Origin of the sequence: Pseudomonas sp. AN3A02, assembly GCF_011765255.1 — a bacterium.
Lineage (GTDB): Bacteria > Pseudomonadota > Gammaproteobacteria > Pseudomonadales > Pseudomonadaceae > Aquipseudomonas.
This window is the reverse complement of the sequence record NZ_JAARNI010000002.1, coordinates 316,188-340,939: the sequence shown is the minus strand read 5'-3', so window position 1 is coordinate 340,939 and position 24,752 is coordinate 316,188. Positions and strand designations below refer to the sequence as shown.

Sequence of the window (24,752 nt, the reverse complement as noted above, 5' to 3'; positions counted from 1 at the left end):
TTTTCGCACTTTACTGGGCTGATAAAAGCACCAGACAAAGTAAAGCCCGCACTTGGCGGGCTTTCTTTTGCAACATGGTTTTTCAAACCACGGTGTTCAAGTCGTCAGACTCAAGAACCGGTTGCAGGTGCTGCTTCTTTCGCGGCTGCGTTGTTCGATTCCTGCTGGGCTTTGGCAGCTTCAGCGTTTTCTTTTGCAGCGTCGTTCACTTTATCCTGAGCTTCACTCATTTTTTCTTGAGCTTGTTCAGCATGTTGGTTGGCATCCTGAGCTTTGTCCTCGGATTTTTTATCGCAGGCAGCGAGGCCGAGGGCAGCGGCCAACATCAAGGAAATAGCTAAAGTCTTGCGCATGGGGTGTTTCTCCTTATTGAAGATATCTACTGGCCTTTCGAGCCTATGCCCAACGCTTAGTTCCTTAAATCTCACAGATATATAAGACGTTTTTCCAGGGAACTTTCACCAGGGTTGTCTATTTCGCCGGATCCACACTAATAAGAGTCTTTAACGAATGACCGAAAATCTTCTTTTGTCCCGTGCCACACGCTTCGTTTCAGCCTTGCGCCACTGTCAGGTGCTGGGTATCCAGGTCTATGCCGCCAGTGAAGACGGCATGACCCTGATGCTGCCTTATGGTCCGCAAATCGTGGGTGATCCGCAGACCGGGGTGATCCATGGCGGCGCGCTCACGTCGTTGATGGACACCGCCTGCGGCATGGCCACCTTGTGTGTGCTGCCGGAGTTCGAGGTTTGCCCGACCCTGGACCTGCGCGTCGACTACATGCACCCGGCCGAACCCCACAAGCCGGTATTCGGTTTTGCCCAGTGCTACCGGGTGACCACCGACGTGATCTTCACCCGCGGCTTCGCCTATCAGGACAACCCGCAGCAACCGATTGCCCATGTGGTGGGCACCTTCATGCGCATGGGCAAGCGCCTCAAGGGCAGCCAGGGCCTGGGCAATACGATCAAGGGAGAACAGCCATGAAGCATCAGTTCAAGACCCGTCTGCAGCAAGCCCATGAGCGTGGCAACTATGAGGCGCTGCTCAACCTGATTCCCTACGCCAAGCTGATCGGCGTCGAGTGCACGCGGCTGGGGGACGAATTGCTGTTCCGCATGCCGGCCAACAAGGACAACATTGGTAACCCGATATTACCGGCGATCCATGGTGGGGTGATCGCAGGCTTTATGGAGCTGTCCGCAGCCTTGCATTTGCTGGTTTTTACCGGTGCACCTGGCGTTCCCAAAATCATCGATTTCTCCCTGGATTACCTGCGCGCCGGCCAGTTTCGCGACACTTACGCCAAATGCCAGGTGTGGCGCCAGGGCCGACGGGTGGCCAATGTGGCGATTACTGCCTGGCAAAGCACCCCGGCCGAACCGATTGCCACCGCCCGTGCGCATTTCAAGATTGAGGAAACGGCCCGCCCTTGAAATCCTGGTCTTAGCCCCCAACTTTGATGACAACCCGCCGCCAACCCTCAAGGGCGCGGCCACTGCCATCCAATTGGAGTTTGATGACCATGAGTGTGGAAACTCAAAAGGAAACCCTGGGCTTCCAGACCGAGGTGAAGCAACTGCTGCACCTCATGATCCATTCGCTGTATTCCAACAAGGAAATTTTCCTTCGCGAATTGATCTCGAACGCCTCTGACGCTGTCGACAAATTACGTTTCGAAGCCCTGTCCAAGCCTGAGTTGCTGGAAGGCGGCGCGGAACTGAAAATCCGTGTGAGCTTCGACAAGGACGCGAAAACCGTCACCCTCGAAGACAACGGTATCGGCATGAGCCGCGACGATGCGATCACCCATCTGGGGACCATCGCCAAATCCGGCACCGCTGATTTCATGAAAAACCTGTCGGGCGATCAGAAGAAAGATTCGCACCTGATCGGCCAGTTCGGCGTGGGCTTCTACTCGGCCTTCATCGTTGCTGACAAGGTTGAAGTATTCAGCCGCCGCGCCGGTCTTGCTGCCAGCGAAGGCGTGCACTGGTCTTCCAAGGGCGAGGGCGAATTTGAAATCGCCACCGTCGACAAGGCTGACCGTGGTACCCGCATCGTGCTGCACCTGAAGTCCGGTGAAGACGAGTTCGCCGATGGCTGGCGCCTGCGCAATATCATCAAGAAATATTCCGACCACATCGCTTTGCCGATCGAACTGCCGAAAGAACAAGCGGCGGCCGAAGGCGAAGAGGCGCCTGCCCAGGAATGGGAAGTGGTCAACCGTGCCAGCGCCCTGTGGACCCGTCCTCGTACCGAAGTCAAAGACGAGGAATACCAGGAGTTCTACAAGCACATCGCCCACGACTACGAAAACCCGCTGAGCTGGAGCCACAACAAGGTCGAAGGCAAGCTGGAATACAGCTCGCTGCTCTACGTCCCGGCCCGTGCTCCGTTCGACCTGTACCAGCGTGAAGCGCCGAAAGGCCTGAAGCTGTACGTGCAGCGGGTGTTCGTGATGGACCAGGCGGAATCCTTCCTGCCGCTGTACCTGCGCTTTATCAAAGGCGTGGTCGACTCCAACGACCTGTCGCTGAACGTGTCGCGGGAAATCCTGCAGAAAGACCCGATCATCGACTCGATGAAGTCGGCGCTGACCAAGCGTGTCCTCGACATGTTGGAAAAGCTGGCGAAGAACGAGCCTGAGCAATACAAGGGCTTCTGGAAAAACTTTGGCCAGGTCATGAAAGAAGGCCCGGCAGAAGATTTCGCCAACAAGGAAAAAATCGCCGGCCTGCTGCGTTTCGCATCGACCCACGGTGACGATGGCGAGCAGAACGTTTCCCTGGCCGAATACCTGGCTCGCGCCAAGGAAGGTCAGGACAAGATCTACTACCTGACCGGCGAAACCTACGCTCAGGTCAAGAACAGCCCGCACCTGGAAGTCTTCCGCAAGAAAGGCATCGAAGTGCTGCTGCTGACCGACCGGATCGACGAGTGGCTGATGAGCTACCTCAGCGACTTCGACGGCAAGAGCTTTGTTGACGTCGCCCGCGGCGACCTGGACCTGGGCAACCTGGATTCCGAAGAAGACAAGAAAGCTGCCGAAGAAGTGGCCAAGTCCAAAGAGGGCCTGGTTGAGCGAATCAAGACCGCCTTGGGCGATGCTGTCAGCGAAGTTCGGGTTTCCCACCGTCTGACCGATTCCCCGGCGATCCTGGCCATCGGCGAGCAGGACCTGGGCATGCAGATGCGTCAGATCCTGGAAGCCAGCGGCCAGAAGGTTCCGGACTCCAAGCCGATCTTCGAATTCAACCCGGCTCACCCGTTGATCGAGAAACTCGACGGCGAGCAGAGCGAAGAGCGGTTTGGCGACCTGTCGCACATCCTCTTCGACCAGGCAGCCCTGGCTGCCGGCGACAGCCTGAAAGACCCGGCCGCTTATGTGCGCCGACTGAACAAGCTGTTGGTTGAACTGTCGGTTTAACACCGTTGTAGAAAAACCCGCTTCGGCGGGTTTTTTCGTTTTAGAGCCTTTCACCTGGAGTAAATGATGAGCCAAATCACCGTGCGTTCCGTGGTCTATCAGATTGATGGCCAGTCTTATGAAAGTCGCCTGGCATTTGATGCCAGTCATAAGGGCCCGCTGCCAGGGTTGTTAATGGCGCCGAACTGGATGGGTGTCAGCGCCGGCGCTGAAGAGATCGCCAGGAGCGTGGCCAGCAAGGGCTACGTGGTGCTGCTCGCCGACCTGTACGGGCAAACGGTTCGCCCGTCGAACGGCGACGAAGCAGGCGCGGCGATGATGCCGTTGAAGAACGACCGGGTGTTGCTGAACAAGCGCATGCAGGTCGCGCTTGATCACCTGAAAACCCAGACCGAAGCCACGGTGGATACCTCGAAGCTGGCAACCTTCGGTTTCTGCTTCGGTGGTTGCTGCTCCCTGGAGCTGGCGCGTACCGGTGCTCCGTTGAAAGCGGCCGTTTCGTTCCATGGCAGCCTGGACACACCGAACCCGGCCGACGCGAAAAACATCAAGGGTTCAGTGCTGGTGTTGCACGGCGCTTCCGACCCGTTGGTGCCGAAAGAGCAACTGCCGGCGTTTGAAGATGAAATGAACGCGGCCGGTGTGGATTGGCAATTGCTGAGCTACGGCGGTGCGGTGCACTCGTTTACCGACCCGCACGCGAACGTGCCGGGCAAGATGATGTATGACGCGAAGACCGCTGCACGAGCCTTCCAGTCGATGCATAACTTGCTGGATGAAGTGTTCAAGGGCTGATAGTTCGGTTGCCTGAGGTGGCCCCTTCGCGAGCAAGCCCGCTCCCACATTTTGACCGCGTACTTCCTGAAGGAACGCGGTCGAAATGTGGGAGCGGGCTTGCTCGCGAAGGCTATTTCATAGGCAATAAAGCGCTTAAGCCTTACCTTCAGGCAACTCAATTCGCTCGGTTTCCCCCGGCACTGTCGGCCAATCCCCAGCCGCCCAACGCTGCCGAGCCTGCTCGATCAACGCCGGATCACTCGCCACAAAATTCCAGTTAATCCGCCGTGGTCCATCCAGCGCCGCGCCACCGAACACCACCAGATGGCAATCGGTCTCGGCAAACAGCGCCATGCTTTCGCCTGCCGGCAACACCACCAGGCTATGCACCTCCAGCACCTCGCCATCCAACTGCGCGTCACCCTCCAGCACATACACCGCCCGTTCCACATGCTCATCCGGGATCAGCAGCGTCGTAGCCGTCTGCATCCGCACTTCGGCATACAGCGTGGGTGACAACACCGGCACCGGAGACTCCAGGCAAAAGCCGCTGCCGGCAATCAGCCGAATCTGCACGCCCAGGTTGTCACTGACCGGCAAGCTGGCGGCGGGGTGATGGCTGTAATGCCCAGGTCCTTGCTCATGATCCCTGGGCGAGGCCAGCCATACTTGCAAGCCGTGCAGGTTGAAACCACTGGCCTTCAACGCCTCAGGGCTGCGTTCAACGTGGGCAATGGCGCTGCCGGCTGTCATCCAGCTGACATCCCCGGCCTTGACCACCTGGTCGGAGCCGAGGCTGTCCTTGTGCAGGAGTTCGCCTTCAAACAGGTAGGTCAGGGTGGACAGGCCGATATGCGGGTGCTGGCGAATATTCATGCCGGTGCCCGGGGCATAGCGGGTTTGCAGCATGTGGTCGAAAAACACGAACGGCCCGACGCTGCGGCATTGCCTGGACGGCAGCGGGCGCAGGATCGGTTGGCCTTCCACATCTTCGGCACGCGGGCGAATCACGGTCACTGTGGTCATGGTGCATCCCAGTCTGAGCGGGTTAGATGGCAATGAGCATAACCCGCTCGACGGGAGGTTGCCGCTACTGGCTGAAGGCGCCTTCCGAGAGTTTGGTCTCGATGGTGACTTCGGCGGTGGTCATCAGCTTATGCACCGGGCAGCGATCCGCCACGCGATGCAATTCATCCCGCTGCTCGTCGGTGAGTACGCCCTTGAGGGTGAGCTTGACGCTGAGCTTGTATTTGCCCTTTTGCTCTTCGGTGCTGTCGTGGGTGACTTCCACGGTGACGCCGGTGAGCGGAATGTCTTTTTTCTGTGCATAGAGCTTGACCGTCAGCGCCTTGCACGACGCCAGCGCGGCATCGAAGTAATCGTGGGGAGAGGGCGCCGAATCGTCGCCGCCCAGGCTCTTGGGCAGGTCGGTAAACAGCTCATGGTTATTGATGTTGACGCTGTGGCGAAAGTTTTCGGCGTTCAGCGTATTCACGGTAACAGGCATGGCAAACCTCACAGGGTGGCAGGAAGAAGCTCATGCAGTTATAGAGCATGCTGGCACCTGGGTGTTCCCCATTGTTTAGCGCTGAACCCGCAGGCGCGGCCTGAGGTCTACCTTCATTAGCCCTTGTTTGAGATGCCACCGTGCGCCGGACCCGCCTGAGTATTGCCCTGTTACTGGCCGCCGCGAGCCTTGCCGCGCAGGCCCGCGACTATGCCTACAGCGATGCACACCTGCATTACGTCGACTTCTTCCAGGAGTCGGCGGGCATGGACAAGTTGCTCAAGGCCATGGCCGATAATCGGATTGAACACGTGATGATTTCCGGCATCCCCGTGGCCAAGAAATGGCACGAAGACGAGCCCAAGCGCCCGCGTTATTACGCAGGCGACGATGCCGACGCGTATTGGTACAGCGCCACTGACGTGTTTGTCGCCGATGCGGTGAATAAACTGACCCCGGAGCAACGCCAGCGCTTTCACCCGTTCCTCAGCGGCTTCAACCCCAACGATAAAAACGCCGCGTCCCACATCCAGCGCATGCTCGACCTCAACCCAGGGCTGTGGCAAGGCATCGGCGAAGTCTTCACCCGTCACGACGACCTGACTGCACTGACCTCCGGCGACACCCCAAGAGCCAACAACGAGGCGATGACCCGCATCTATCATTTGGCGGCGGAGAACGATCTGCCGGTGATGGTGCATTCCAACATCACCTCCAAGCGTGAGAAAAATCCGTTGTACCTGGCGGAAATGGAAGAGCCCCTGCGCAACCATCCGCACACCCGGTTTATCTGGGCTCACGCGGGCAGCAGCATGGAAATCCATCGGCACCAGACGCAGATGGATTTCCTGCTACCGACCCTGGCACGCCTGCTGGAGGCTTACCCGAACCTGTACGTCGACCTGTCTTGGAGCGTGCTCACGCCTTACTTGCTGGGTGAGGCGGGAAAGCCACGCCCTGAGTGGGTAAAGCTGGTAGAGCGCTTCCCGGACCGCTTCATGCTTGGCTCGGACGTCGTAGGACGCTTCAACAAGCTGGGTAAGGAAATGCGCAGCTTCGACCCGTTTCTTGATGCGCTGCCTGAAGACGTGGCCAGAAAGGTTGCACGGGACAATTTCCTGGCGATTCTGCCCAAGCCCAAGTGATGGTTTTTGTCATCCTGTCGTCATCCCTGCGTCATAAGCTGCGGCCTTCTCAAACAAGGAGTGCAGCATGCAATTCACCCGTTCAGGCGCCTTGGTGGCGCTGATGATGACCAGCAGCCTCGCCAGTGCCGAAGTGCGTATCGAAGGGCCGGTGGAGTACGGCGTGTTTGATGGCCCGAAAGCCGAGTTGCAGGCCGGAGAGCGCGTGCTGCGCCGCAGCAACGAACAGATTCAGTCCACCACCGTGGTGCCGGTGAAGCTGGGCACCAAATTCGGCCTGCGTTATCAACTGCTCGGCAAAGTCGCCGAAGGCACGCCGCTGACCTTGCTCTACTTCACCCCGGGCGTCCGCACGCCGGATGGTGTGCGTCACGACAAATTCGAAGTAACCCAGAAGCTGGTGCCCGGTGCCCCACAGGACGTGATGGCCTATGAGTTCACCGAAAACCACGAAGTGGTGCCGGGCGAGTGGCGTTTCATGGTGTTCCAGGGGGATCGTCTGCTCACGCAAAAGAGCTTTACCGTTCGCTGAATCGCTACAGCCGGGGCCGGGCGATCATAAGGCGTTTTGATATCGCGTTTTCGTCTTACGCAAACTTCGTTCTTCGCCGATACCTTTCAAGAGCCCGCTGCAGGTGGATGCAGCGCTTTTGGAAGGATTCCGAACATGAATATCAGAAGTCTGAATATCGCCCCTCGCGCCGGCCTGGGGTTTGGTTTGCTGGCGCTGATGGTGTTTGCCCTGGGCGGGTTTGCCTTGTCGCAGATGGGCAATATGCGCCAGCAGTCGGACCAGGTGGAAAACAACTGGCTGCCCAGCGTGATGGCGGTCGGCGAGATGAATCAGGACCTGCTGCGGGTACGGGCCCTGACGCTGCGCCTGCTGCTTAACCGCGACCCGCAGGCGATCACGCAGAATGAACAGAAAATCACCGAACTGAAAAACGGCCTGCACAAGGCTCAGTCGCTCTATGAAGGCTTGATTGTGCTGCCGGAAGAGCGGGTGCTGTTCGATCGCTTCAAGACCGAGGAAGCGCGCTACCTGCAACGCCAAGAGCAAGTGATGGCATTTTCTCGGGCCAATCAGCTGGAAGACGCGATCAAGGTCGTCAACGGCGAGATGAACCAGTTGGCCGATGAGTTGGCCGGCACCCTGCGTGAGCTGGTGACGCTGAACAAGGTCAGTGCCAATCAGGCGGCGAGCCTGGCCCAAAGCGTGTTCACCCAATCGCGCAGTTGGGTGGTTGGCATGATTGCCGTGACGGCGCTGATCACCATTGGCCTGGCACTGCTGCTGACCCGCAGTATCGTGCTGCCGTTATCCCAGTCGCTGAAAGTCGCCCAGGGCGTGGCCAGTGGCGACCTTACGGGTGTGATTACCGTCAGCGGCAACGATGAACCGGCGCGTTTGCAGCGGGCGCTGAAAAGCATGCAGGAGAGCCTGCGGGAAACCATTCGGCGTATTTCTGATTCGTCCAGCCAATTGGCGTCGGCTTCCGAGGAGCTCAGCTGTGTGACGGAGGATGCCACCCGTGGGCTGCATCAGCAAAGTCAGGAAATTGAACAGGCAGCTACTGCGGTGAACCAGATGACGGCGGCGGTGGAGGAGGTGGCGAGCAATGCGGTGGCCACTTCACAGGCGTCCCGTGAGTCGGACCGTATTGCCCAGCATGGTCGCGAGCAGGTGCATCAGACGGTGTTGTCGATTGAGTCCCTGGCGGATGATGTGACGGCCAATGCGACGCAGGTGGAGGACCTGGCGCAGAAGGTGTATGGCATCAGCAAGGTGCTGGATGTGATTCGCTCGATTGCCGAGCAGACCAATTTGCTTGCGTTGAATGCTGCCATTGAAGCCGCGCGGGCCGGGGATGCCGGGCGTGGGTTTGCAGTGGTGGCGGATGAGGTGCGGGCGCTGGCCCATCGGACCCAGCAGTCGACGCAGGAAATCGAGCAGATGATCAGCGGGATTCAGCAGGGGACTGATCAGGCGGTGAGCTCCATGCAGCAGAGCAACACCCGGGCGCGGTCGACGCTGGATATTGCCAAGTCGGCTGGGACGGCGTTGGAGGAGATTGCTTCGGCGTTTACGCTGATCAACGAGCGCAACCTGGTGATTGCCAGTGCCTCGGAAGAGCAGGCGGCGGTGGCGCGGGAGGTGGATCGCAATTTGATGAATATTCGCGATTTGGCGCAGCAGACGTCGGCCGGGGCGAACCAGACGAGTGCGGCGAGTCAGGAGTTGTCGCGGTTGGCGGTGGATCTCAACACCATGGTGGCTAGGTTTTCGGTTTAGGGTGGTGGACGGTGTACATATCCGTTGCTGCGGTCACGGCTGCTTAGGGTTCCGCTCTTACAGCGGGTCACTTTTGAAAAAAGCGCAAAAGAAACCAAAACGCTCTGCCCCGCCTGTCGGCGCCTCGCTGTGGCTCGGCGTTCCCTCACTCCGGCACAGCGAAGCGGGCCGCCGCGACGGGCCATCCATGGCCCGGCGCGGCTAAACCGGCGTCCTGCCGGTTTACCCGCTCCGCAATACCTGCGTTCGGCCTCGGGCTGAATGGGGCAGTCAGATCAAGATCAACAGCAGATCAAAAGCAGAGCACAGCGGCCTACCGGCCGGCTTGCTTCTCTGTAGGAGCGAGCTTGCTCGCGAAAAACCTGAGGGCGCCGCGTTCATTCAGGATGCCAGCGTCATCGTTAACGGCCTTCGCGAGCAAGCCCGCTCCCACATTTGGACCGTGCCCGCTTTAGCTTTTGCTGTTGCTCTAAAACACTCAAGCCGGCCTGTAGGCCGCTGTGCCCTTGATCTGCTTTTGATCTTGATCTTAGGCGCCCCGTTAAACCACGCTGGCCGAACGCAGGCTTTGGAGCGTGGGTAACCCGGCAGGACGCCGGGTTAGCCGCGCTGGGCCAAGGATGGCCCATCGCGGCGGCCCACGCTCCAAAGCCGGAGTGAGGGCACACCGAGCCCAAGCGAGGTGCCGAGTGGTGGGGCAAGAGCCTTTTGGTTACTTTTGGGCTCCTTTCAAAAGTGACCCGCTGTAAGAGCGGAACCAATCGAAGCCATCCTCCAAATAACGGATATACACCCAACAACCGAGGCAAAAAAAAACGCCCCGAACCAGTCGGGGCGTTTTCAGACGATCAAGCCGCGGGAAGCTTACTTACCCTGCCAGCGTTTCAGCACCAAGGTAGCGTTAGTGCCACCAAAGCCAAAGCTGTTGCTCATCACGGTGTTGATGGTCGCATCTTCACGAGTCTTGGTCAGGATCGGCATGTCAGCCACATCCGGGTCCAGTTCCTCGATGTTGGCAGAACCTGCCATGAAGTTGCCTTCCATCATCAGCAGGCAGTAGATCGCTTCGTGAACGCCAGCGGCGCCCAGGGAGTGACCCGACAGGCTCTTGGTAGAGCTGATCGCCGGAGCCTTGTCGCCGAATACCGCACGCACGCCTTCCATTTCCTTGGAGTCGCCGACCGGAGTCGAAGTACCGTGGGTGTTCAGGTAGTCGATCGGAGTATCAACGGTGGACATGGCCATCTGCATGCAGCGGATGGCGCCTTCGCCGCTTGGCGCAACCATGTCGTAGCCGTCGGACGTCGCGCCGTAGCCAACGATTTCCGCGTAGATCTTCGCACCACGGGCCAGGGCGTGTTCCAGCTCCTCGACCACCACCATGCCGCCACCGCCAGCAATGACGAAACCATCACGGTTCTTGTCATAGGCGCGGGAGGCTTTTTCCGGGGTTTCGTTGTACTGGGTCGACAATGCGCCCATGGCGTCGAACAGGAACGACTGGCTCCAATGTTCTTCTTCACCGCCACCAGCAAACACGATGTCTTGCTTGCCCAGCTGGATCTGCTCAACCGCGGTACCGATGCAGTGAGCACTGGTGGCGCAAGCGGAGGAGATCGAGTAGTTCACGCCCTTGATCTTGAACGGCGTGGCCAGGCAGGCGGAAACGGTGCTGCCCATGGTCCGCGTGACGCGGTACGGGCCAACACGCTTGACGCCTTTCTCGCGCAGGATGTCCAGCGCTTCCATCTGGTTCAAGGTCGACGCGCCACCGGAACCGGCGATCAGGCCGGTACGTACGTTGGACACCTGGTCTTCGCTCAGGCCGGAATCGGTGATCGCGTCCTTCATGGCCAGGTAGGCGTAAGCGGCTGCGTGGCCGACGAAGCGATAGATCTTGCGATCAATCAGCTCTTCGAGGGGCAGGTCGATGGAGCCGGAAACCTGGCTACGCAGACCCATTTCGGCATATTCCGGGTTAAAGCGGATGCCAGGGCGACTTGCACGCAGGTTAGCGGAGACGGTCTCTTTGTCATTGCCCAGGCACGAAACGATGCCCAGACCAGTGATAACGACGCGGCGCATGCGGATAACCCTTAAAAGTTGTCAGTGGAAGTAAATACGCCGACCCGAAGGCCTTCGGCAGTATAAATCTCGCGACCGTCGACAGTCACCGAACCATCGGCAATGGCCAGGTTCAGCTTGCCCTTGAGGACGCGCTTGATTTGAATGTTGTAGGTGACTTTCTTGGCGGTCGGCAAGACCTGGCCAAAGAACTTCACTTCGCCCGAACCCAGGGCGCGACCGCGGCCCGGCAGGCCTTGCCAGCCCAGGTAGAAGCCAACCAGCTGCCACATGGCGTCGAGGCCCAGGCAGCCCGGCATCACCGGATCGCCTTCGAAATGGCAGGCGAAAAACCACAGGTCAGGGGTGATATCCAGCTCGGCGACCAATTCACCTTTGCCGTACTTGCCACCCTCTTCACTGATATGGGTGATGCGATCCACCATCAGCATGTTCGGGGCGGGCAGTTGCGCGTTACCTGGGCCGAACAGCTCACCGCGACTGCAGCGCAGCAGGTCTTCCCGAGTAAAGGCGTTTTGTTTGGTCATGCGAGCTCCTCAATAATCCCATGCGGCAGGGCAGGGCAAATCTTCCCGGCCGACTGAAGCGTTCATGCCTCATATCGGCAGCCTACACATAGACTATTGCGTTGTAGTGAAAGTCACAGCGTCAAGGTCATGAATGTACACTTGTGCACTGAAATTATAAACCGGGCCGGTTTACGGGCCCGTTCGGGTGCCTAAGACTGCCGCACTTTCGTCTTTCACGCCAGTCGCAGTTGGCTGATGGCACCGTGTTACTGCACCCACCGCTGCAGGATTTGCTGTAAATCCGTGCGTTTGAACGGCTTTGCCAGGTAATCGTTCATTCCAGCCGCCAAACAGGCTTCGCGGTCGCCCTGCAAGGCGTTGGCCGTGAGGGCAATGATCGGCAGGTCGGCGCAACCGGGCAACTGGCGAATCTGCCGGGTGGCCTCGTAACCGTCGATGCCCGGCAGTCGGCAGTCCATCAGGATCGCGGTAAAAATCAGGCTCTCGGCACTGCGAATCGCTTCGGCGCCGTCGGTGGCAATGCTGACTTCAAATCCAAGGCTGCGCAGCATGGCTTCAACCACGGTGCGATTGACCGGGTTGTCCTCCACCAGCAACACGTTACGGCCTTCGCCTGCACTGGCACTGCCTTCGGCGTTCGGCACGATCACCGGCAAGCTCTGCTGGTAAATCGCCAGCGGAATTTCCAGGGTGAACACCGAGCCCTGGCCTTCTTCGCTCTGGGCGCGAAGGGTGCCGCCCATACGTTCGGCCAGGGTGCGTGCGATAGGCAGGCCCAGTCCGGTGCCGCCGTAACGTCTTGAAATGGAACTGTCAGCTTGCTGGAACGCATCGAACATCAATTCCAGGCGCTCGGCCGAGATGCCAATCCCGCTGTCGCGCACGGTGCAGGTGAACCACAACAGTTCATGGTCCAGGGTTTGCCAGTGCGGTTCGACGGTGACGGTGCCGTGCTCGGTGAACTTGAGGGCATTGCCGATCAGGTTCACCAGAATCTGCCGGATACGCGTCGGGTCGCCCTGCACCTGCAGCGAGTCCAGGCCCTGCGGAATCGGCACTTCAAGCGCCAGCCCGCGTTGCTGGGCGGCATGCTGGAAGGCCTGGGCGCAGCTGCTGATCAGCTCCATCAGGTCGAACGGAATGTGCTCCAGCTCCAGGGCTGCGCGCTCGATGCGCGAGAAGTCGAGGATATCGTTGATCACTTTGAGCAGATGTTCGGTGGACTCTGAAGCCAGCGCCGCGTATTCGGTCTGCTCCTCGGTCATGTCGGTAGTTTCCAGCAGTTGCAGCATACCCAGCACCCCGTTCATCGGCGTGCGCAGTTCATGGCTCATCATCGCCAGGAAGTCTGACTTGGCATTGTTTGCCCGCTCGGCTTCTTCGCGAGTCTGGATCAACTGGGCCATGGCCTGGTGCTGTTCACGACTGGCCTGGTTCAAGCCATCGGCTAGATTATTGATGTGACGCGACAGGTCGCCCAGTTCCGAGTCATCGACAATGGGCAGTGGCGTCTGGTAATCGCCCTGCTGGATCGCCTTGACCGCATTGCCCATGGCGCTGATCGGCTGCGACAGGCTGGCCGCCAGGCGCCGGGCCAATAAGAAGGTAAACAACAGGGCGAACAGCGCGAGAATCCCGGCCTTGAACAGGATTTCCTGCTGGCGCTGGCTGAACGCATCGTTGGACATGCCCACAATCACCCGGCCCAGGTAATCCGCACGGGGCGCCTTGGGCTCGGCGATGTTGTCCTGGAAGAAGTCATTGCCCAGTTGGATATGTTGCAGGCGAATCGGCGCCTGGAACACTTTCACCGACAGCGAACGGTCGTGCTTCTCCGACGGTTGCTCGACATACACCAGAATGTTTTCCGTGCTGTCCTGTATCTCCAGAAAGCGCACATGCGGCGTGGCCAGGGTGGCCCGCAACAGGCTTTCGAGCACGTCGTTGTTGCCGGAAATAACCCCGTATTCGGTGGCCGGTGCCAGCTGGTTGGCGATCAATTGGCCGGTGTGGTCCAGCTCCTGGCGCAAGTCCTGGATCCGTACGAAGGTAAAGAAGCTGATCAACAGCAGCGTCAACAGGAGTGCCGGGCCCAGGGTGATGAGCTGGGTTCGGGTGTTGATGTCCCAACGGCGACGAAATGTCATGGGCGTTTTTCTCCTTCGGCCAGGCGGGCGGCGACGTTGGTTTCGTCCACCTGTTCGATCCCCAGTGAGCGCGCAACCTGCGGGTTGCCCACGACTTTGAAGCGTTCCGGGTACAACGAGCGCGGCCAGTTGGCGGGCGCATGGTCCAGCAGCCGGTCGAGTACATTCAGCCAGTCGGCCTGATCGCTGTAGGTGCTGGCCAGGCTGCCGGCCTTGACGAACCCGGCGTTGGGCCCGACCAGTGGCAATTGCCTGGCGTAGCTGCTGAGCAGCAGGTTTTTCGCGGTTTTCGGGTTGTACAGCTGGGGATCATCCAGCCCCAGCAAGACGTCGCTGCTCTTGAACAGGCTTTGCAGCGGACGACTGTCGTTAGTGTTGTCCCAAAGCTGGGGCACGATCTCCAGCCCCATCGGCGCCGCATGCTGGCGCAACTCGCGGAGCAGGAATTCGCTGTCGATCCCATAGAGCACACCGATGCGCCGGGCCTGGGGCAGGATGCCGGTGATCAGGCGCAGTTGGCGGTCCAGTGGCGGGTCGCTCCACAACAGGCTGATCTTGGGGGGCACGCTGTCACCCAGGCGCTGGCGGGCTTGCAGGCGGCTGATGCGCAGCACCAGGGTCGGCGGGCCCTGGGTGTCCTGCAGGCGCCAGTCGAGGCTGGGCAGGTCCAGCAGGATCAGACGGGTACTGGCCGGCAAGTGCGCGGGGGCGGGAAGGTCTTTGAGCGGGGTGAACTGCACATGGTCTTCGGGGCGCTGTTCGCTCAGGGCCTGGACGAATGCTTGTACGCCCGGGCCGTCTTCGTCGGCGGTCAGCAGGATTTGCGCCGCCCATGTCGGTGCGGCAAACAGTAAAACCCCAAACAACACACAGCGCCGCCAGAGTCGGGCGGTAAAGGAGAGGGTCATCCGTGACAAGTCGCTATCCACTAGAACTCTAACTCCGCACTGAAGTAGAGCACGTGGCGTTGGTCATAGTTGTTGTCGGGCCAGGTGGTGGGCTGATTGTCGAGACGTTGTTGCAACATGCCGGCCAGCTCCACGTTGGCTTTGCCCAAGGCAATGCGCTTGGCCACCCGCAGGTCGACCCGTTCGAAGCGATACTGGTTGAGCGCGTCGTCGCCATAGTAGAACACCGCACTGGACCAGCCATGGCCCCATTCCCGCATCCAGCCGGCCGAGCCGCTGTTGCGGGCGGTTTGCTGTCTGTCCAGCGGGTTGGTGGCGCTGGCGTCTACGTAAGCATAGGTCAGCCGCAGCCGGTCGGCGGTGCTCATGTGCCAGTCGAGTTGGGTTTCAGTGCCGGTAAAGCGCGAGCTGTTGGAGTTGCTGGCGATGTACTGGTTGTTGCGCAGCGGCTCGCTGACCATGTCGCTGATTTCGTCATAGAACAGCTTCACGTCGACGTTCAGCCCGATGTCGGCAAAAAAGCCGTTGTAGCCCAGCTCCCGGGAGCGCATCAGCTCTTTGTCGAGGTTGCCCGGGCCGCGGGTTACCACGAAATATTGACCGGAGTTCTGGCCGTAGGCCGGCGAACTGAGGTTGGTGACGCGGTAACTCCAGTTGACGTTGTTCTCGAACATGTCCGGCGAACGGATGGCTTCGGAGTACACCGCACGCAGGCCGTGACGCGGGTTGATCAGGTAGTTGACGGCCACCCGGGGCGTCAGCGAGTTGCCGCTCAGGTGGGTGTCCTCATACATTGCGCCGCCCTGGAGCAGCCAGTGTTCGCTGGCACGCCATTCCAGGTGGCCAAACATGCGCCAGGTGGTGTCGTCCAGGGTGCCGTTGAAGTAGGTGTCGGAGTCGGCGCGGTCGTACCGGTAGTTCATGCCGCTGACCAGGCGCAGGCTATCGGACAGGCTGAGGGTGTCCTGAATCTCCAGGTCGTAGCGGCTTTCCTTGGTGCTTTGGTCGATGTTGCCGCAAACCGGGTCCTTGCCGCCGTCACCCCATTGCTGGAGCACCTGCCGGGCCAGCGCCTGTTCGGCGGGGCTGCCGGGTGGAAGGTTGCCGGGGTTGAAGTTGTTCATGTGCCGGGCCAGTCGCTCGGCATAGTTGGGATTGAGCTGCCACAGCTGGGTCAACTCCGGGCTGAACGAGACCTTGGCGTCGCAGGCGCGCCAGATCTGCCGGCGATCCCACTGCTGGGCCGAGCCCTGGATATACAGGCTGTGATCAGGATTGAAGTCGAAGTTCCAGCGCAGGGAGCCGGCGTAATCCTTGGCGCTGACGTCAGAATTTGTACCGCCTTCGGTAATACCATCGAACACTGGTTGATAGGTGTACGGCCGCTGGTTGGTGCCTTCCTTGGCGTCCAGTTGCCAGTCGATGCTTTGTTGCGCGTTCAGGTTCTGGCTCACGGCGAGGCTGAAGCGGCTCAGGCGGCGACTGTCACGGCGGTCGGCGCCCACGCGGTCGCTGTCAAAACCATCGTCCTGTTGGCCGGAGAGTGACAGGCGCAAGTCGCCGGTTTCCCAGCCCATGCCCTGGCTGGCGTACCAGTCGTTGATCCCGCGTCCGCCCTGGGTGAGTTTCATCCGGGTGCCGTGGCTGTTGGCTGGGGAGCGGGTGAGGATGTTGACCACCGCCATCAGCGCGTTGGCGCCGTAACTGACAGTGTTGGGGCCGCGGAAGACTTCGATGCGGTCGATGTCTTCCAGGGCCACCGGAATATCGCTCCAGTCCACCGTCGCCAGGCCGGCGCGGTACACCGAGCGACCATCGATCAGCACCTGCATGCGCCGGGCGTCGCCGGCCTGGGTGCCGTGGTAATTCACGGCGGCCTGGTTGCCGGTGGTGTAGCCGACCATCATCCCGGGCACCAACCGCAGCAGTTCCGGGATATCCCGCGCACCGCTGGCCTTGATCAACTCGCTGTCGATCACCGTCATGCTGCCGGGCACGGCGGCGGCCGATTGCTTGAGCCGCGTAGCGGTCAGTACCTGCGGCAGCGGTTGGCTGTCGAGGAACAGATCGTCGGCCAGCAACGGCGCACTGCACCACGGCATGCACAACAGCGTCAGCAGGAGAGATGAACGAGGAGGAGGGCCCAAATACACGGCACGGCCTTGATAATTACGGATAGCCGCCCATGTTAACTGAGGCGGGGCCTTTTGCCAGTCGTCGGCCCTGTAATTACTTCGCACAAATGTCGCATTTTCCGACGAGTGTTTGAATTGACGCGGGGGCTGGCCGCAAGCGGGTCGCTCCGTATAATGCGGCCATCGCCACTGCTATGGATTAACGGATTGCATATGACTGAACAGCGCCCTATTGCGGTCCTGGGAGGCGGAAGTTTTGGTACCGCCGTGGCTAATCTGCTGGCTGAAAATGGTCACCAGGTGCGTCAATGGATGCGTGACCCCGAGCAAGCCGAGGCCATCCGGGTCAACCGGGAAAACCCCCGTTACCTTAAAGGCATCAAGATTCTGCCGGCCGTGGAGCCGGTGACTGATTTGCAGGCGACGCTGGACGAGTGCGACCTGTGCTTTGTCGCGCTGCCCTCCAGCGCCCTGCGTTCGGTGCTCGCGCCCCACGCCGAGCGGTTGGCGGGCAAGCTGCTGGTCAGCCTGACCAAGGGCATCGAGGCGCACACCTTCAAGTTGATGAGCGAAATTCTTGAAGAAATCGCCCCCGAGGCACGCATTGGCGTGTTGTCCGGCCCGAACCTGGCGCGGGAAGTGGCTGAGCACGCGCTGACCGCCACCGTGATCGCCAGTGAAGACGAAGAACTTTGCGAACGGGTGCAGGCAGTGCTGCACGGTCGCACCTTCCGTGTTTACGCCAGTGCCGATCGCTTCGGCGTCGAGCTGGGCGGGGCGTTGAAAAACGTTTACGCGATCATCGCCGGCATGGCGGTTGCGCTGGGCATGGGTGAAAACACCAAGAGCATGCTGATCACCCGTGCCTTGGCCGAGATGACGCGCTTTGCGGTCAACCAGGGCGCCAACCCGATGACCTTCCTCGGCCTTGCTGGCGTGGGCGACCTGATCGTCACCTGCTCGTCACCGAAAAGCCGCAACTATCAGGTAGGTTTCGCCCTCGGCCAGGGCCTGAGCCTGGAAGACGCGGTCACGCGTTTGGGCGAAGTGGCCGAAGGCGTCAACACCCTGAAGGTGCTGAAGGCCAAGGCCCAGGAAGTCGGGGTGTATATGCCGCTGGTCGCCGGTTTGCACGCGATCCTGTTTGAAGGGCGCACCTTGAACCAGGTCATCGAGTTGCTGATGCGGGCCGAGCCGAAGACCGATGTCGACTTTATTTCCACCAGTGGTTTCAACTGAGGAACGCGTCATGAACGATCCGAAAGCAGCTCCCAAGTACGAATCCATTGGCCTGCGTGTGCTGTGGATGCTGGTGTTTGCCCTGGTGTGGCAAGTGGCGCAGTTTCTGCTGGGGGCGCTGGTGGTAGTGCAGCTGGTTTACCGGTTGGTGTACGGCGCGCCGAACCTTGGGCTGATGAATTTTGGTGACAGTTTGAGTCAGTTTTTGGCGCAGATTGGGCGGTTTGGCAGTTTTCACAGTGATCAGAAGCCTTGGCCGTTTGCTGATTGGCCGACGCCCCGTGCACCGGAAGGTGAGGCTGCTCACAGCGTGCCGCCGGCGCCGCATCCTGTGCGTGATGAGGAACCGAAGCTATGAAGGTGTGGGTGTTGCGTCACGGTGAGGCCGAGGGGCATGCGCGTACGGATGCTGAGCGTAATTTGACGGCCCATGGGCGTGAGGAGGTTTTGCGCAGTGCGGGGCATCTGATTGGGCAGCCTGTGCGGGCGATTATTGCCAGTCCTTATGTGCGGGCGCAGCAGACGGCGCAGTTGGTGCGGGAGGCGTTGGGGTTTGAGCCTGAAATCCGCACTGTGCCTTGGTTGACGCCCGAGAGTAATCCGCTGGAGGTGCTCAAGCATCTCGATAATGACGATGATGTGTTGTTGGTTAGCCATCAGCCGTTTGTGGGGGGGCTGATCAGTTATTTGCAGCATGGGCATTTGCGGCAGCCGCAGGCTATGAGTACGGCGAGTTTGGCGGAGTTGGAGGGGGATTTTCCGTTGGCGGGGTTGATGAGTCTTTTGAGTGTTCGGAATCCTTAAGGTTGGGTTTGGGTTTGGGTACATATCCGTTTCTTCGGTAACGGCCGCTTAGGGTTCCGCTCTTACAGCGGGTCACTTTTGAAAAGCGCAAAAGTAACCAAAACGCTCTGCCCCGCCTGTCGGCACCTCGCCTAGGCTCGGTGTTCCCTCACTCCGGCATTGCTACGCGGGCCGCCGCGACGGGCCATCCATGGCCCGGCGCGGCTAAACCGGCGTCCTGCCGGTTTACCCGCTCCGCAATACCTGCGTTCGGCCTCGGGCTGAATGGGGCAGTCAGATCAAAAGCAGATCAAAAGCAAAAGCACAGCGGCCTCCCGGCCGGCTTGAGTGTTAAGAGCGAAAGCAAAGCTGCTTTTCTGTAGGAGCGAGCTTGCTCGCGAAAAACCTGAGAACGCCGCGTTCATTCAGGATGCCCGCGTCATCGTTAACGACCTTCGCGAGCAAGCCCGCTCCCACATTTGGACCGTGTCCGCTTTAGCTTTTGCTGTTGCTTCACCACACTCAAGCCGGCCTGTAGGCCGCTGTGCTCTTGATCTGCTGTTGATCTTGATCTTAGGCGCCCCGTTAAACCACGCTGGCCGAACGCAGGCTTTGGAGCGTGGGTAACCCGGCAGGACGCCGGGTTAGCCGCGCTGGGCCAAGGATGGCCCATCGCGGCGGCCCACGGTCCAAAGCCGGAGTGAGGGCACACCGAGCCTAGGCGAGGTGCCGAGTGGTGGGGCAAGAGCCTTTTGGTTACTTTTGGGCTCTTTTCAAAAGTGACCCGCTGTAAGAGCGGAACCCATACAAGCCATCACCCAAATAACGGATATACACCCCAAACCAGCAGAACTTGCACCCCCCGCGCTCCCATGAAATAGTCAGCCAAGCAAGTGCTTGGTTGGCTACCATCGGAACACAAAGGAGCGCGTCCATGTCTGTCGCTATTCGTTTGCCGCTGCAAGTCTTCTTCGACCGCGAAGCCCGCCACCCACGGCAACGATTCCTGGTTCAGCCCATCAAAGGCGGCGAGGTCCAAACCCTTACCTGGGCCGAAGCCGGCCACCAAGCCCGCTGCGCCGCTCACTGGCTGCGCGCCCGCGACTTCCCCCAGGGCTCCCACATCGCCCTGATCTCGAAAAACTGCGCCCACTGGATCATCGCCGACCTCGCCATCTGGATGGCCGGCCATGTCTCCGTGCCGCTCTACCCCAACCTCACCGCCGACTCCGTCGCCCACGTACTCGAGCACTCCGAAGCCGCGCTGGCGTTCATTGGCAAACTGGACGACTGGCCCGCCATGTCCGCCGGAGTAAAGGCCGACCTGCCCACCATCAGTCTGCCGCTGTGCCCCGAAGGCGAATTCGACTTCACCTGGGCCGACCTGCAAACCTGCTCACCCATCCAGGACAACCCCGCGCCAGCCGCTTCGGACCTGGCCACCATCATCTACACCTCCGGCACCACCGGCCTGCCCAAGGGCGTGATGCACAACTTCGGCGCCCTGGCTTTCGCGGCCACTCGCGGCACTGAATTGTTCGGCCTGGGGGAGGGCGACCGCCTGCTGTCCTACCTGCCGCTGTGCCACGTGGCCGAGCGCATGTTTGTGGAAATGGCCTCGATCTACACCGGGCAAACCGTATTTTTCGCCGAGAGCCTCGACACTTTTCTGACAGACCTCAAGCGGGCCAGGCCGACAGCACTGTTCGGCGTGCCGCGCATCTGGACCAAGTTCCAGATGGGCGTCTACAGCAAAATCCCCGCAAGCCGCCTCGATACCTTGCTGCGCCTGCCCTTCATCGGCAAACGCGTTGGCCACAAAGTGCTCGCCGGGTTGGGCCTGGACGCCGTGCGCGTGGCAATCTCCGGCGCAGCCCCCGTGCCCGAAGCCCTGTTGGTCTGGTACCGCAGGCTCGGCCTGGATGTGCTGGAGGTCTACGGCATGACCGAAAGCTGCGGCTACTCCCACGTGTGCCGCCCCGGCGAGCAGAAACTTGGCTGGATCGGCCCGCCATGCCCGGACGTTGAAGTGCGCATCGGTGACGACGGCGAAGTCCAGGTGCGTAGCGGCGCGACCATGCTCGGTTATTTCAAGGACCCGGTGAAAACCGCCGAAACCATCACCGCCGACGGCTTCCTGCGCACCGGCGACAAGGGCGAGCAGGACGCCGATGGCCGACTGCGGTTGACCGGACGGCTCAAGGAAATCTTCAAGACCAGCAAAGGCAAATACGTGGCCCCGGCGCCGATTGAAAACCGCCTGGCCGAGCATGCGCGTATCGAGCAGGTGTGCGTGGTAGGCGATGGCTTGAGCGCGCCCATGGGCCTGTGCGTGTTATCGGTGGTGGGCCTGCAAGATGCCGATGGCCAGGGGCGCCAGGCGTTGCAGGTCAGCCTCGAGCGCCTGCTGGAAGAGGTCAACCAGCTGCTGGATAAACATGAACGCTTGCGCCAACTGGTGGTGGTGAAAGACAGTTGGGCGGTGGAAAACGGTTTCCTCACGCCCACTTTGAAGATCAAGCGTAACGTGATTGAAGCCGTCTACGGGCCACAGTTCCTGGACTGGAGCGCGCGCTCCGAAGCCGTGCTGTGGCAGGATTGAGCACTGACATAAAACCAATAAGGATCGATCAATGAGCCTGTGGCGCACCCAACCGAATATCGAACAACTCAATGCGATCCAGAAAAACACCATCGGTGAAGTGCTGGATATTCGCTTCGAAAGCTTTGACGACGAGTCTCTGACCGCCAGCATGGTGATCGACCACCGCACCCATCAACCCTACGGCCTGCTGCACGGCGGCGCGTCGGTGGTGCTGGCGGAAACCGTGGGCTCCATGGCGAGCTACCTGTGCATCGACGCCAGCAAGTTCTATTGCGTGGGCCTGGAAATCAACGCCAACCACCTGCGCGGTTTGCGCAGCGGGCGGGTGACGGCGGTGGCCAAGCCGATTCATATCGGGCGCACCACCCACGTGTGGGACATCCGCCTGACCAGCGATGAAGGCAAGGCCAGCTGCGTATCGCGCCTGACCATGGCCGTGGTGCCGTTGGGCGAGAACCCGCCGGCTCGATAGGTGTGGCGTGAGTGTCATCATTCCTGGCAGTTACAGTCATTGCCGTGACTGCCCGGTCTGGGGAGAATCAACGCTCTGTTTATGGTGATGGATCAGGTATGTCGCAGCACGTGTTTTTCGCTCACGCCAATGGCTTTCCTTCGGCGACCTACGGCAAGTTGTTTGCCGCCCTGGCCCCGGAGTACGCCGTCGCGCATTTGCCGCAGCACGGTCACGACCCGAGGTTTCCGGTGGATGACAACTGGCAGAACCTGGTGGACGAACTGATCCACCACCTTGAGCAACAACCGGAACCGGTGTGGGGTGTGGGCCATTCGTTGGGGGGCGTGCTGCACCTGCACGCGGCCATGCGTTGCCCGCAGTTATATCGCGGCGTGGTGATGCTCGATTCCCCGGTGCTGACCCTGGCGGATCGCTGGGTGATCCGTGCGGCCAAGCGCTTCGGTTTTATCGACCGGCTGACCCCGGCGGGCCGAACCCTGGGGCGGCGTGAAGAGTTCGCCGACCTGGCGGCAGCGCGCCAGTACTTCGCCGGCAAGACCCTATTTCGCGGCTTTGATCCCGAGTGTTTCGACGCTTACCTGCAACATGGCCTGGAGCAGGTGGGCGACCGCCTGCGTCTGCGCTTTGATCCGGCCACCGAGATCAGCATCTACCGTGGTGTGCCCCACACCAGTCCCGGCCAGGCCCGGCAATTGAAAGTGCCGCTGGCGGTAGTGCGTGGCCGCCAGAGCCGGGTAGTGATGCGTCATCATGCCAGCGGCGTGGGGCGCATGCCGATGGGTGAAATGCTGACCATGCCCGGCGGCCACATGTTTCCTCTTGAGCGCCCACAGGACACTGCCACCTTGATCAAGAATCTGTTTGCCCGTTGGGAAGCTCGCCAGCGCGAGCGCAGTTGCGCATGACCGCGCCCGTCGAAGAAGTCCGCCTGGCGTTGCCGCACATCGAGTTGGCGGCGCATCTGTTCGGTCCAGAGGACGGCCTGCCGGTGATTGCCCTGCATGGCTGGCTGGACAACGCCAACAGCTTCGCGCGCCTGGCGCCGAAACTCGATGGCCTGCGCATCGTTGCGCTGGACATGGCCGGCCATGGTCATTCGGCTCATCGCCCCGTCGGTGCCGGTTACTCCCTGTGGGATTACGTCCACGATGTGCTGCAAGTCGCCGAGCAACTGGGCTGGAAACGTTTTGCATTACTTGGCCACTCCCTCGGCGCCATCGTTTCCCTGGTGTTGGCCGGCGCCTTGCCGGAGCGAGTGACACACCTGGGATTGATCGATGGCGTGATCCCGCCGACCGGCACCGCAGACAACGCCGCCGAACGCCTCGGCATGGCGTTGCAGGCGCAATTGAACCTGCAGGACAAACGCAAACCGGTGTACAGCACCCTCGATCGGGCGGTGGAAGCGCGGATGAAAGGCGTGGTGGCGGTCAGTCGCGAAGCCGCCGAACTGCTGGCCCAACGCGGCCTTATGCCAGTTCCCGGAGGTTACACCTGGCGCAGCGACAGCCGTCTGACCCTGGCTTCCCCTATGCGTCTGACAGAAGAACAGGCGATGGCCTTCGTGCGTCGAGTCGGCTGTCCGACACAGCTGGTGGTCGCCGAAGACGGCATGTTGGCGAAACATTCCGAATTGCTTTCCGGGCTTCCATTCCAGGTGACCACCTTGCCCGGTGGCCATCATTTGCACCTGAACGACGAGTCAGGCGCTACCCTTGTTGCAGACTGTTTCAATCGGTTCTTCTCCACGCCTTGACTTGGCGGAGTCAACTGCCGAGGCTGGGCGGATCGAAAGGGAGTCAACCATGAACGATCTCAACACCGCAGCGCACCCCAATGGCCTGGGCGCGCTCATCCGATGAGTATGCCGAAGGGATTTATCCGTATTCTGGGGCTGTGCTGTTTCAGCCCGCTGGTGTTCGCCGCCGACGTACCGGGTAGCCAGGACTTGCCCGCCGTGGCCCGTCAGGCCGACGCGCAGATCGTCGACTACCGCCCCGCCGAAGATAAAGAACGCATCTACCCGCTGGGCTCGATCCGCAAGATCAGCGGCCAGCTTCGCTACGAAGGCCAGGCCACCGCCCGCGGCCAAACCACCGCCATCACCTATGAACTGCCTGCCGAACACACTTCCAGCGCTGCATTCACCGCCACCCGCGAAGCCTTGCAGGCTCAGGGCGCGCAGTTGCTGTTCTGGTGCCAGGCCCGCGATTGCGGCGAAAGCAGCCTGTGGGCCAATGAAGTCTTCGGCAACGCCAAGCTGGTAGGCGCCGACGGCCAGCAGGAATACCTGTTGCTGCGCCTGGCGGCGCCCCAAGACAATTCCCTGGTCGCGCTGTACGGCATCACCCGGGGCAATCGCCGGGCGTATCTGCATGTAGAGCAGCTGGACGCCAGCGCGCCGCTGGGTGACTTGCTACCGACTTCCGCCACGCTGCTGCGGGAGCTGAAAAGCACTGGCGAGCTGGACTTCCCCAAGCTGGGTACCGAACCTGACGCCACCTGGCTCACCCTTATTTCCCGTGGACTGAACCTGGATGCCACCTTGCGGGTCAGTTTGACCGGGCCCACCGCGGAAGCATGGCGCCAGGGCTTGATTGATCAGGGCGTACGTGCGGCCCGGCTGGAAACCGGCACCGCCGAAGCGAAGGGTTTGCACCTGCATCTGATACGCTGACCGTTCCAGGGCGAAC

At 60.6% G+C, this 24,752-nt stretch carries 23 protein-coding genes; 15 read left to right on the top strand and 8 right to left on the bottom strand.

Annotation, left to right across the window (positions count from 1 at the left end):
* Positions 1 to 110: 110 nt before the first annotated feature.
* Positions 111 to 353: a hypothetical protein gene (locus HBJ59_RS11290; RefSeq protein ID WP_010166269.1), complete on the bottom strand. Its 243-nt coding sequence runs from the start codon at positions 351 to 353 to the stop codon at positions 111 to 113.
* Between the two features lie 157 nt (positions 354 to 510).
* Between HBJ59_RS11290 and HBJ59_RS11285 the strand changes: the two genes are divergently transcribed.
* From HBJ59_RS11285 to HBJ59_RS11270, 4 genes are all read left to right on the top strand, one after another.
* Positions 511 to 987, top strand: a complete 477-nt coding sequence (locus tag HBJ59_RS11285) for a PaaI family thioesterase (RefSeq protein ID WP_167663596.1) — start codon at positions 511 to 513, stop codon at positions 985 to 987.
* Positions 984 to 1,436, top strand: a complete 453-nt coding sequence (locus HBJ59_RS11280) for a PaaI family thioesterase (RefSeq protein ID WP_076015232.1) — start codon at positions 984 to 986, stop codon at positions 1,434 to 1,436. Before HBJ59_RS11285 ends, HBJ59_RS11280 begins: the two co-directional genes overlap by 4 nt.
* 89 nt (positions 1,437 to 1,525) lie before the next feature.
* Positions 1,526 to 3,430 (top strand): molecular chaperone HtpG, encoded by a 1,905-nt coding sequence (gene htpG / locus HBJ59_RS11275; protein ID WP_167663594.1) that lies wholly within the window; start codon positions 1,526 to 1,528, stop codon positions 3,428 to 3,430.
* Positions 3,431 to 3,496: 66 nt separating this feature from the next.
* Positions 3,497 to 4,225 (top strand): dienelactone hydrolase family protein, encoded by a 729-nt coding sequence (locus tag HBJ59_RS11270; protein WP_167663592.1) that lies wholly within the window; start codon positions 3,497 to 3,499, stop codon positions 4,223 to 4,225.
* Positions 4,226 to 4,360: 135 nt separating this feature from the next.
* On the opposite strand, the gene HBJ59_RS11265 is transcribed toward HBJ59_RS11270, so the two are convergent.
* Together HBJ59_RS11265 and HBJ59_RS11260 are read right to left on the bottom strand one after the other, a co-directional pair.
* Positions 4,361 to 5,233, bottom strand: a complete 873-nt coding sequence (locus HBJ59_RS11265; RefSeq protein WP_167663591.1) for a pirin family protein — start codon at positions 5,231 to 5,233, stop codon at positions 4,361 to 4,363.
* A 64-nt stretch (positions 5,234 to 5,297) separates the two neighbouring features.
* The gene (locus HBJ59_RS11260) at positions 5,298 to 5,714 is read right to left on the bottom strand and encodes an OsmC family protein (RefSeq protein WP_017477540.1); all 417 of its coding nucleotides are present in this window, start codon (positions 5,712 to 5,714) and stop codon (positions 5,298 to 5,300) included.
* A gap of 140 nt (positions 5,715 to 5,854) precedes the next feature.
* Here HBJ59_RS11260 and HBJ59_RS11255 point away from each other — a divergent pair, with 140 nt between their 5' ends.
* The 3 genes from HBJ59_RS11255 to HBJ59_RS11245 all read left to right on the top strand — a co-directional run bounded on the left by HBJ59_RS11255 (position 5,855) and on the right by HBJ59_RS11245 (position 9,152).
* On the top strand, positions 5,855 to 6,859 hold the full coding sequence (locus HBJ59_RS11255) for an amidohydrolase family protein (protein ID WP_167663589.1): 1,005 nt from the start codon (positions 5,855 to 5,857) through the stop codon (positions 6,857 to 6,859).
* A 67-nt stretch (positions 6,860 to 6,926) separates the two neighbouring features.
* Positions 6,927 to 7,391 (top strand): DUF3859 domain-containing protein, encoded by a 465-nt coding sequence (locus HBJ59_RS11250; protein ID WP_167663587.1) that lies wholly within the window; start codon positions 6,927 to 6,929, stop codon positions 7,389 to 7,391.
* Positions 7,392 to 7,526: 135 nt separating this feature from the next.
* A complete protein-coding gene (locus tag HBJ59_RS11245; protein WP_076015238.1) occupies positions 7,527 to 9,152 on the top strand; it encodes a methyl-accepting chemotaxis protein in 1,626 nt (541 codons plus the stop codon).
* Positions 9,153 to 10,016: 864 nt separating this feature from the next.
* Here HBJ59_RS11245 and fabB read toward each other — a convergent pair.
* The 5 genes from fabB to HBJ59_RS11220 form a co-directional block, all read right to left on the bottom strand.
* A complete protein-coding gene (gene fabB / locus HBJ59_RS11240; RefSeq protein ID WP_017480195.1) occupies positions 10,017 to 11,237 on the bottom strand; it encodes a beta-ketoacyl-ACP synthase I in 1,221 nt (406 codons plus the stop codon).
* Positions 11,238 to 11,248: 11 nt separating this feature from the next.
* Complete coding sequence (fabA, locus tag HBJ59_RS11235) at positions 11,249 to 11,764, bottom strand: 3-hydroxyacyl-[acyl-carrier-protein] dehydratase FabA (protein WP_003210552.1); 516 nt, start codon at positions 11,762 to 11,764, stop codon at positions 11,249 to 11,251.
* Between the two features lie 248 nt (positions 11,765 to 12,012).
* Entirely contained in the window at positions 12,013 to 13,914 is a 1,902-nt protein-coding gene (locus HBJ59_RS11230; RefSeq protein ID WP_076015240.1) for an ATP-binding protein, read from the bottom strand.
* Positions 13,911 to 14,822, bottom strand: coding sequence for an ABC transporter substrate-binding protein (locus HBJ59_RS11225; RefSeq protein WP_167663586.1), 912 nt, complete (start codon positions 14,820 to 14,822; stop codon positions 13,911 to 13,913). Before HBJ59_RS11225 ends, HBJ59_RS11230 begins: the two co-directional genes overlap by 4 nt.
* A 20-nt stretch (positions 14,823 to 14,842) precedes the next feature.
* The gene (locus HBJ59_RS11220; protein WP_167663584.1) at positions 14,843 to 16,975 is read right to left on the bottom strand and encodes a TonB-dependent receptor domain-containing protein; all 2,133 of its coding nucleotides are present in this window, start codon (positions 16,973 to 16,975) and stop codon (positions 14,843 to 14,845) included.
* 195 nt (positions 16,976 to 17,170) lie between these two features.
* Between HBJ59_RS11220 and HBJ59_RS11215 the strand changes: the two genes are divergently transcribed.
* The 8 genes from HBJ59_RS11215 to HBJ59_RS11180 all read left to right on the top strand — a co-directional run bounded on the left by HBJ59_RS11215 (position 17,171) and on the right by HBJ59_RS11180 (position 24,736).
* Entirely contained in the window at positions 17,171 to 18,196 is a 1,026-nt protein-coding gene (locus HBJ59_RS11215) for an NAD(P)H-dependent glycerol-3-phosphate dehydrogenase (protein WP_076015243.1), read from the top strand.
* A 10-nt stretch (positions 18,197 to 18,206) separates the two neighbouring features.
* Entirely contained in the window at positions 18,207 to 18,554 is a 348-nt protein-coding gene (locus HBJ59_RS11210) for a DUF4389 domain-containing protein (RefSeq protein ID WP_063028225.1), read from the top strand.
* Positions 18,551 to 19,000 (top strand): phosphohistidine phosphatase SixA, encoded by a 450-nt coding sequence (gene sixA, locus HBJ59_RS11205; protein WP_076015244.1) that lies wholly within the window; start codon positions 18,551 to 18,553, stop codon positions 18,998 to 19,000. The genes HBJ59_RS11210 and sixA overlap by 4 nt, the downstream gene beginning before the upstream one ends.
* A gap of 913 nt (positions 19,001 to 19,913) precedes the next feature.
* Positions 19,914 to 21,581, top strand: a complete 1,668-nt coding sequence (locus HBJ59_RS11200; RefSeq protein WP_167663583.1) for an AMP-binding protein — start codon at positions 19,914 to 19,916, stop codon at positions 21,579 to 21,581.
* A 31-nt stretch (positions 21,582 to 21,612) separates the two neighbouring features.
* Positions 21,613 to 22,056 (top strand): hotdog fold thioesterase, encoded by a 444-nt coding sequence (locus tag HBJ59_RS11195; protein WP_076015246.1) that lies wholly within the window; start codon positions 21,613 to 21,615, stop codon positions 22,054 to 22,056.
* A gap of 98 nt (positions 22,057 to 22,154) precedes the next feature.
* Positions 22,155 to 22,964: an alpha/beta fold hydrolase gene (locus HBJ59_RS11190; RefSeq protein WP_076015247.1), complete on the top strand. Its 810-nt coding sequence runs from the start codon at positions 22,155 to 22,157 to the stop codon at positions 22,962 to 22,964.
* Positions 22,961 to 23,815: an alpha/beta hydrolase gene (locus tag HBJ59_RS11185; RefSeq protein WP_167663581.1), complete on the top strand. Its 855-nt coding sequence runs from the start codon at positions 22,961 to 22,963 to the stop codon at positions 23,813 to 23,815. Before HBJ59_RS11190 ends, HBJ59_RS11185 begins: the two co-directional genes overlap by 4 nt.
* A gap of 102 nt (positions 23,816 to 23,917) precedes the next feature.
* Positions 23,918 to 24,736, top strand: a complete 819-nt coding sequence (locus HBJ59_RS11180; protein ID WP_167663580.1) for a DUF4892 domain-containing protein — start codon at positions 23,918 to 23,920, stop codon at positions 24,734 to 24,736.
* Positions 24,737 to 24,752 lie beyond the last annotated feature (16 nt).

What these genes read in the sequence shown, in the direction of transcription:
- HBJ59_RS11290 (WP_010166269.1), bottom strand. Translation starts at nt 353, where the DNA reads ATGCGCAAGACTTTAGCTATTTCCTTGATGTTGGCCGCTGCCCTCGGC.
- HBJ59_RS11285 (WP_167663596.1), top strand. Translation starts at nt 511, where the DNA reads ATGACCGAAAATCTTCTTTTGTCCCGTGCCACACGCTTCGTTTCAGCC.
- HBJ59_RS11280 (WP_076015232.1), top strand. Translation starts at nt 984, where the DNA reads ATGAAGCATCAGTTCAAGACCCGTCTGCAGCAAGCCCATGAGCGTGGC.
- htpG (WP_167663594.1), top strand. Translation starts at nt 1,526, where the DNA reads ATGAGTGTGGAAACTCAAAAGGAAACCCTGGGCTTCCAGACCGAGGTG.
- HBJ59_RS11270 (WP_167663592.1), top strand. Translation starts at nt 3,497, where the DNA reads ATGAGCCAAATCACCGTGCGTTCCGTGGTCTATCAGATTGATGGCCAG.
- HBJ59_RS11265 (WP_167663591.1), bottom strand. Translation starts at nt 5,233, where the DNA reads ATGACCACAGTGACCGTGATTCGCCCGCGTGCCGAAGATGTGGAAGGC.
- HBJ59_RS11260 (WP_017477540.1), bottom strand. Translation starts at nt 5,714, where the DNA reads ATGCCTGTTACCGTGAATACGCTGAACGCCGAAAACTTTCGCCACAGC.
- HBJ59_RS11250 (WP_167663587.1), top strand. Translation starts at nt 6,927, where the DNA reads ATGCAATTCACCCGTTCAGGCGCCTTGGTGGCGCTGATGATGACCAGC.
- HBJ59_RS11245 (WP_076015238.1), top strand. Translation starts at nt 7,527, where the DNA reads ATGAATATCAGAAGTCTGAATATCGCCCCTCGCGCCGGCCTGGGGTTT.
- fabB (WP_017480195.1), bottom strand. Translation starts at nt 11,237, where the DNA reads ATGCGCCGCGTCGTTATCACTGGTCTGGGCATCGTTTCGTGCCTGGGC.
- fabA (WP_003210552.1), bottom strand. Translation starts at nt 11,764, where the DNA reads ATGACCAAACAAAACGCCTTTACTCGGGAAGACCTGCTGCGCTGCAGT.
- HBJ59_RS11230 (WP_076015240.1), bottom strand. Translation starts at nt 13,914, where the DNA reads ATGACATTTCGTCGCCGTTGGGACATCAACACCCGAACCCAGCTCATC.
- HBJ59_RS11225 (WP_167663586.1), bottom strand. Translation starts at nt 14,822, where the DNA reads ATGACCCTCTCCTTTACCGCCCGACTCTGGCGGCGCTGTGTGTTGTTT.
- HBJ59_RS11215 (WP_076015243.1), top strand. Translation starts at nt 17,171, where the DNA reads ATGACTGAACAGCGCCCTATTGCGGTCCTGGGAGGCGGAAGTTTTGGT.
- HBJ59_RS11210 (WP_063028225.1), top strand. Translation starts at nt 18,207, where the DNA reads ATGAACGATCCGAAAGCAGCTCCCAAGTACGAATCCATTGGCCTGCGT.
- sixA (WP_076015244.1), top strand. Translation starts at nt 18,551, where the DNA reads ATGAAGGTGTGGGTGTTGCGTCACGGTGAGGCCGAGGGGCATGCGCGT.
- HBJ59_RS11200 (WP_167663583.1), top strand. Translation starts at nt 19,914, where the DNA reads ATGTCTGTCGCTATTCGTTTGCCGCTGCAAGTCTTCTTCGACCGCGAA.
- HBJ59_RS11195 (WP_076015246.1), top strand. Translation starts at nt 21,613, where the DNA reads ATGAGCCTGTGGCGCACCCAACCGAATATCGAACAACTCAATGCGATC.
- HBJ59_RS11190 (WP_076015247.1), top strand. Translation starts at nt 22,155, where the DNA reads ATGTCGCAGCACGTGTTTTTCGCTCACGCCAATGGCTTTCCTTCGGCG.
- HBJ59_RS11185 (WP_167663581.1), top strand. Translation starts at nt 22,961, where the DNA reads ATGACCGCGCCCGTCGAAGAAGTCCGCCTGGCGTTGCCGCACATCGAG.
- HBJ59_RS11180 (WP_167663580.1), top strand. Translation starts at nt 23,918, where the DNA reads ATGAGTATGCCGAAGGGATTTATCCGTATTCTGGGGCTGTGCTGTTTC.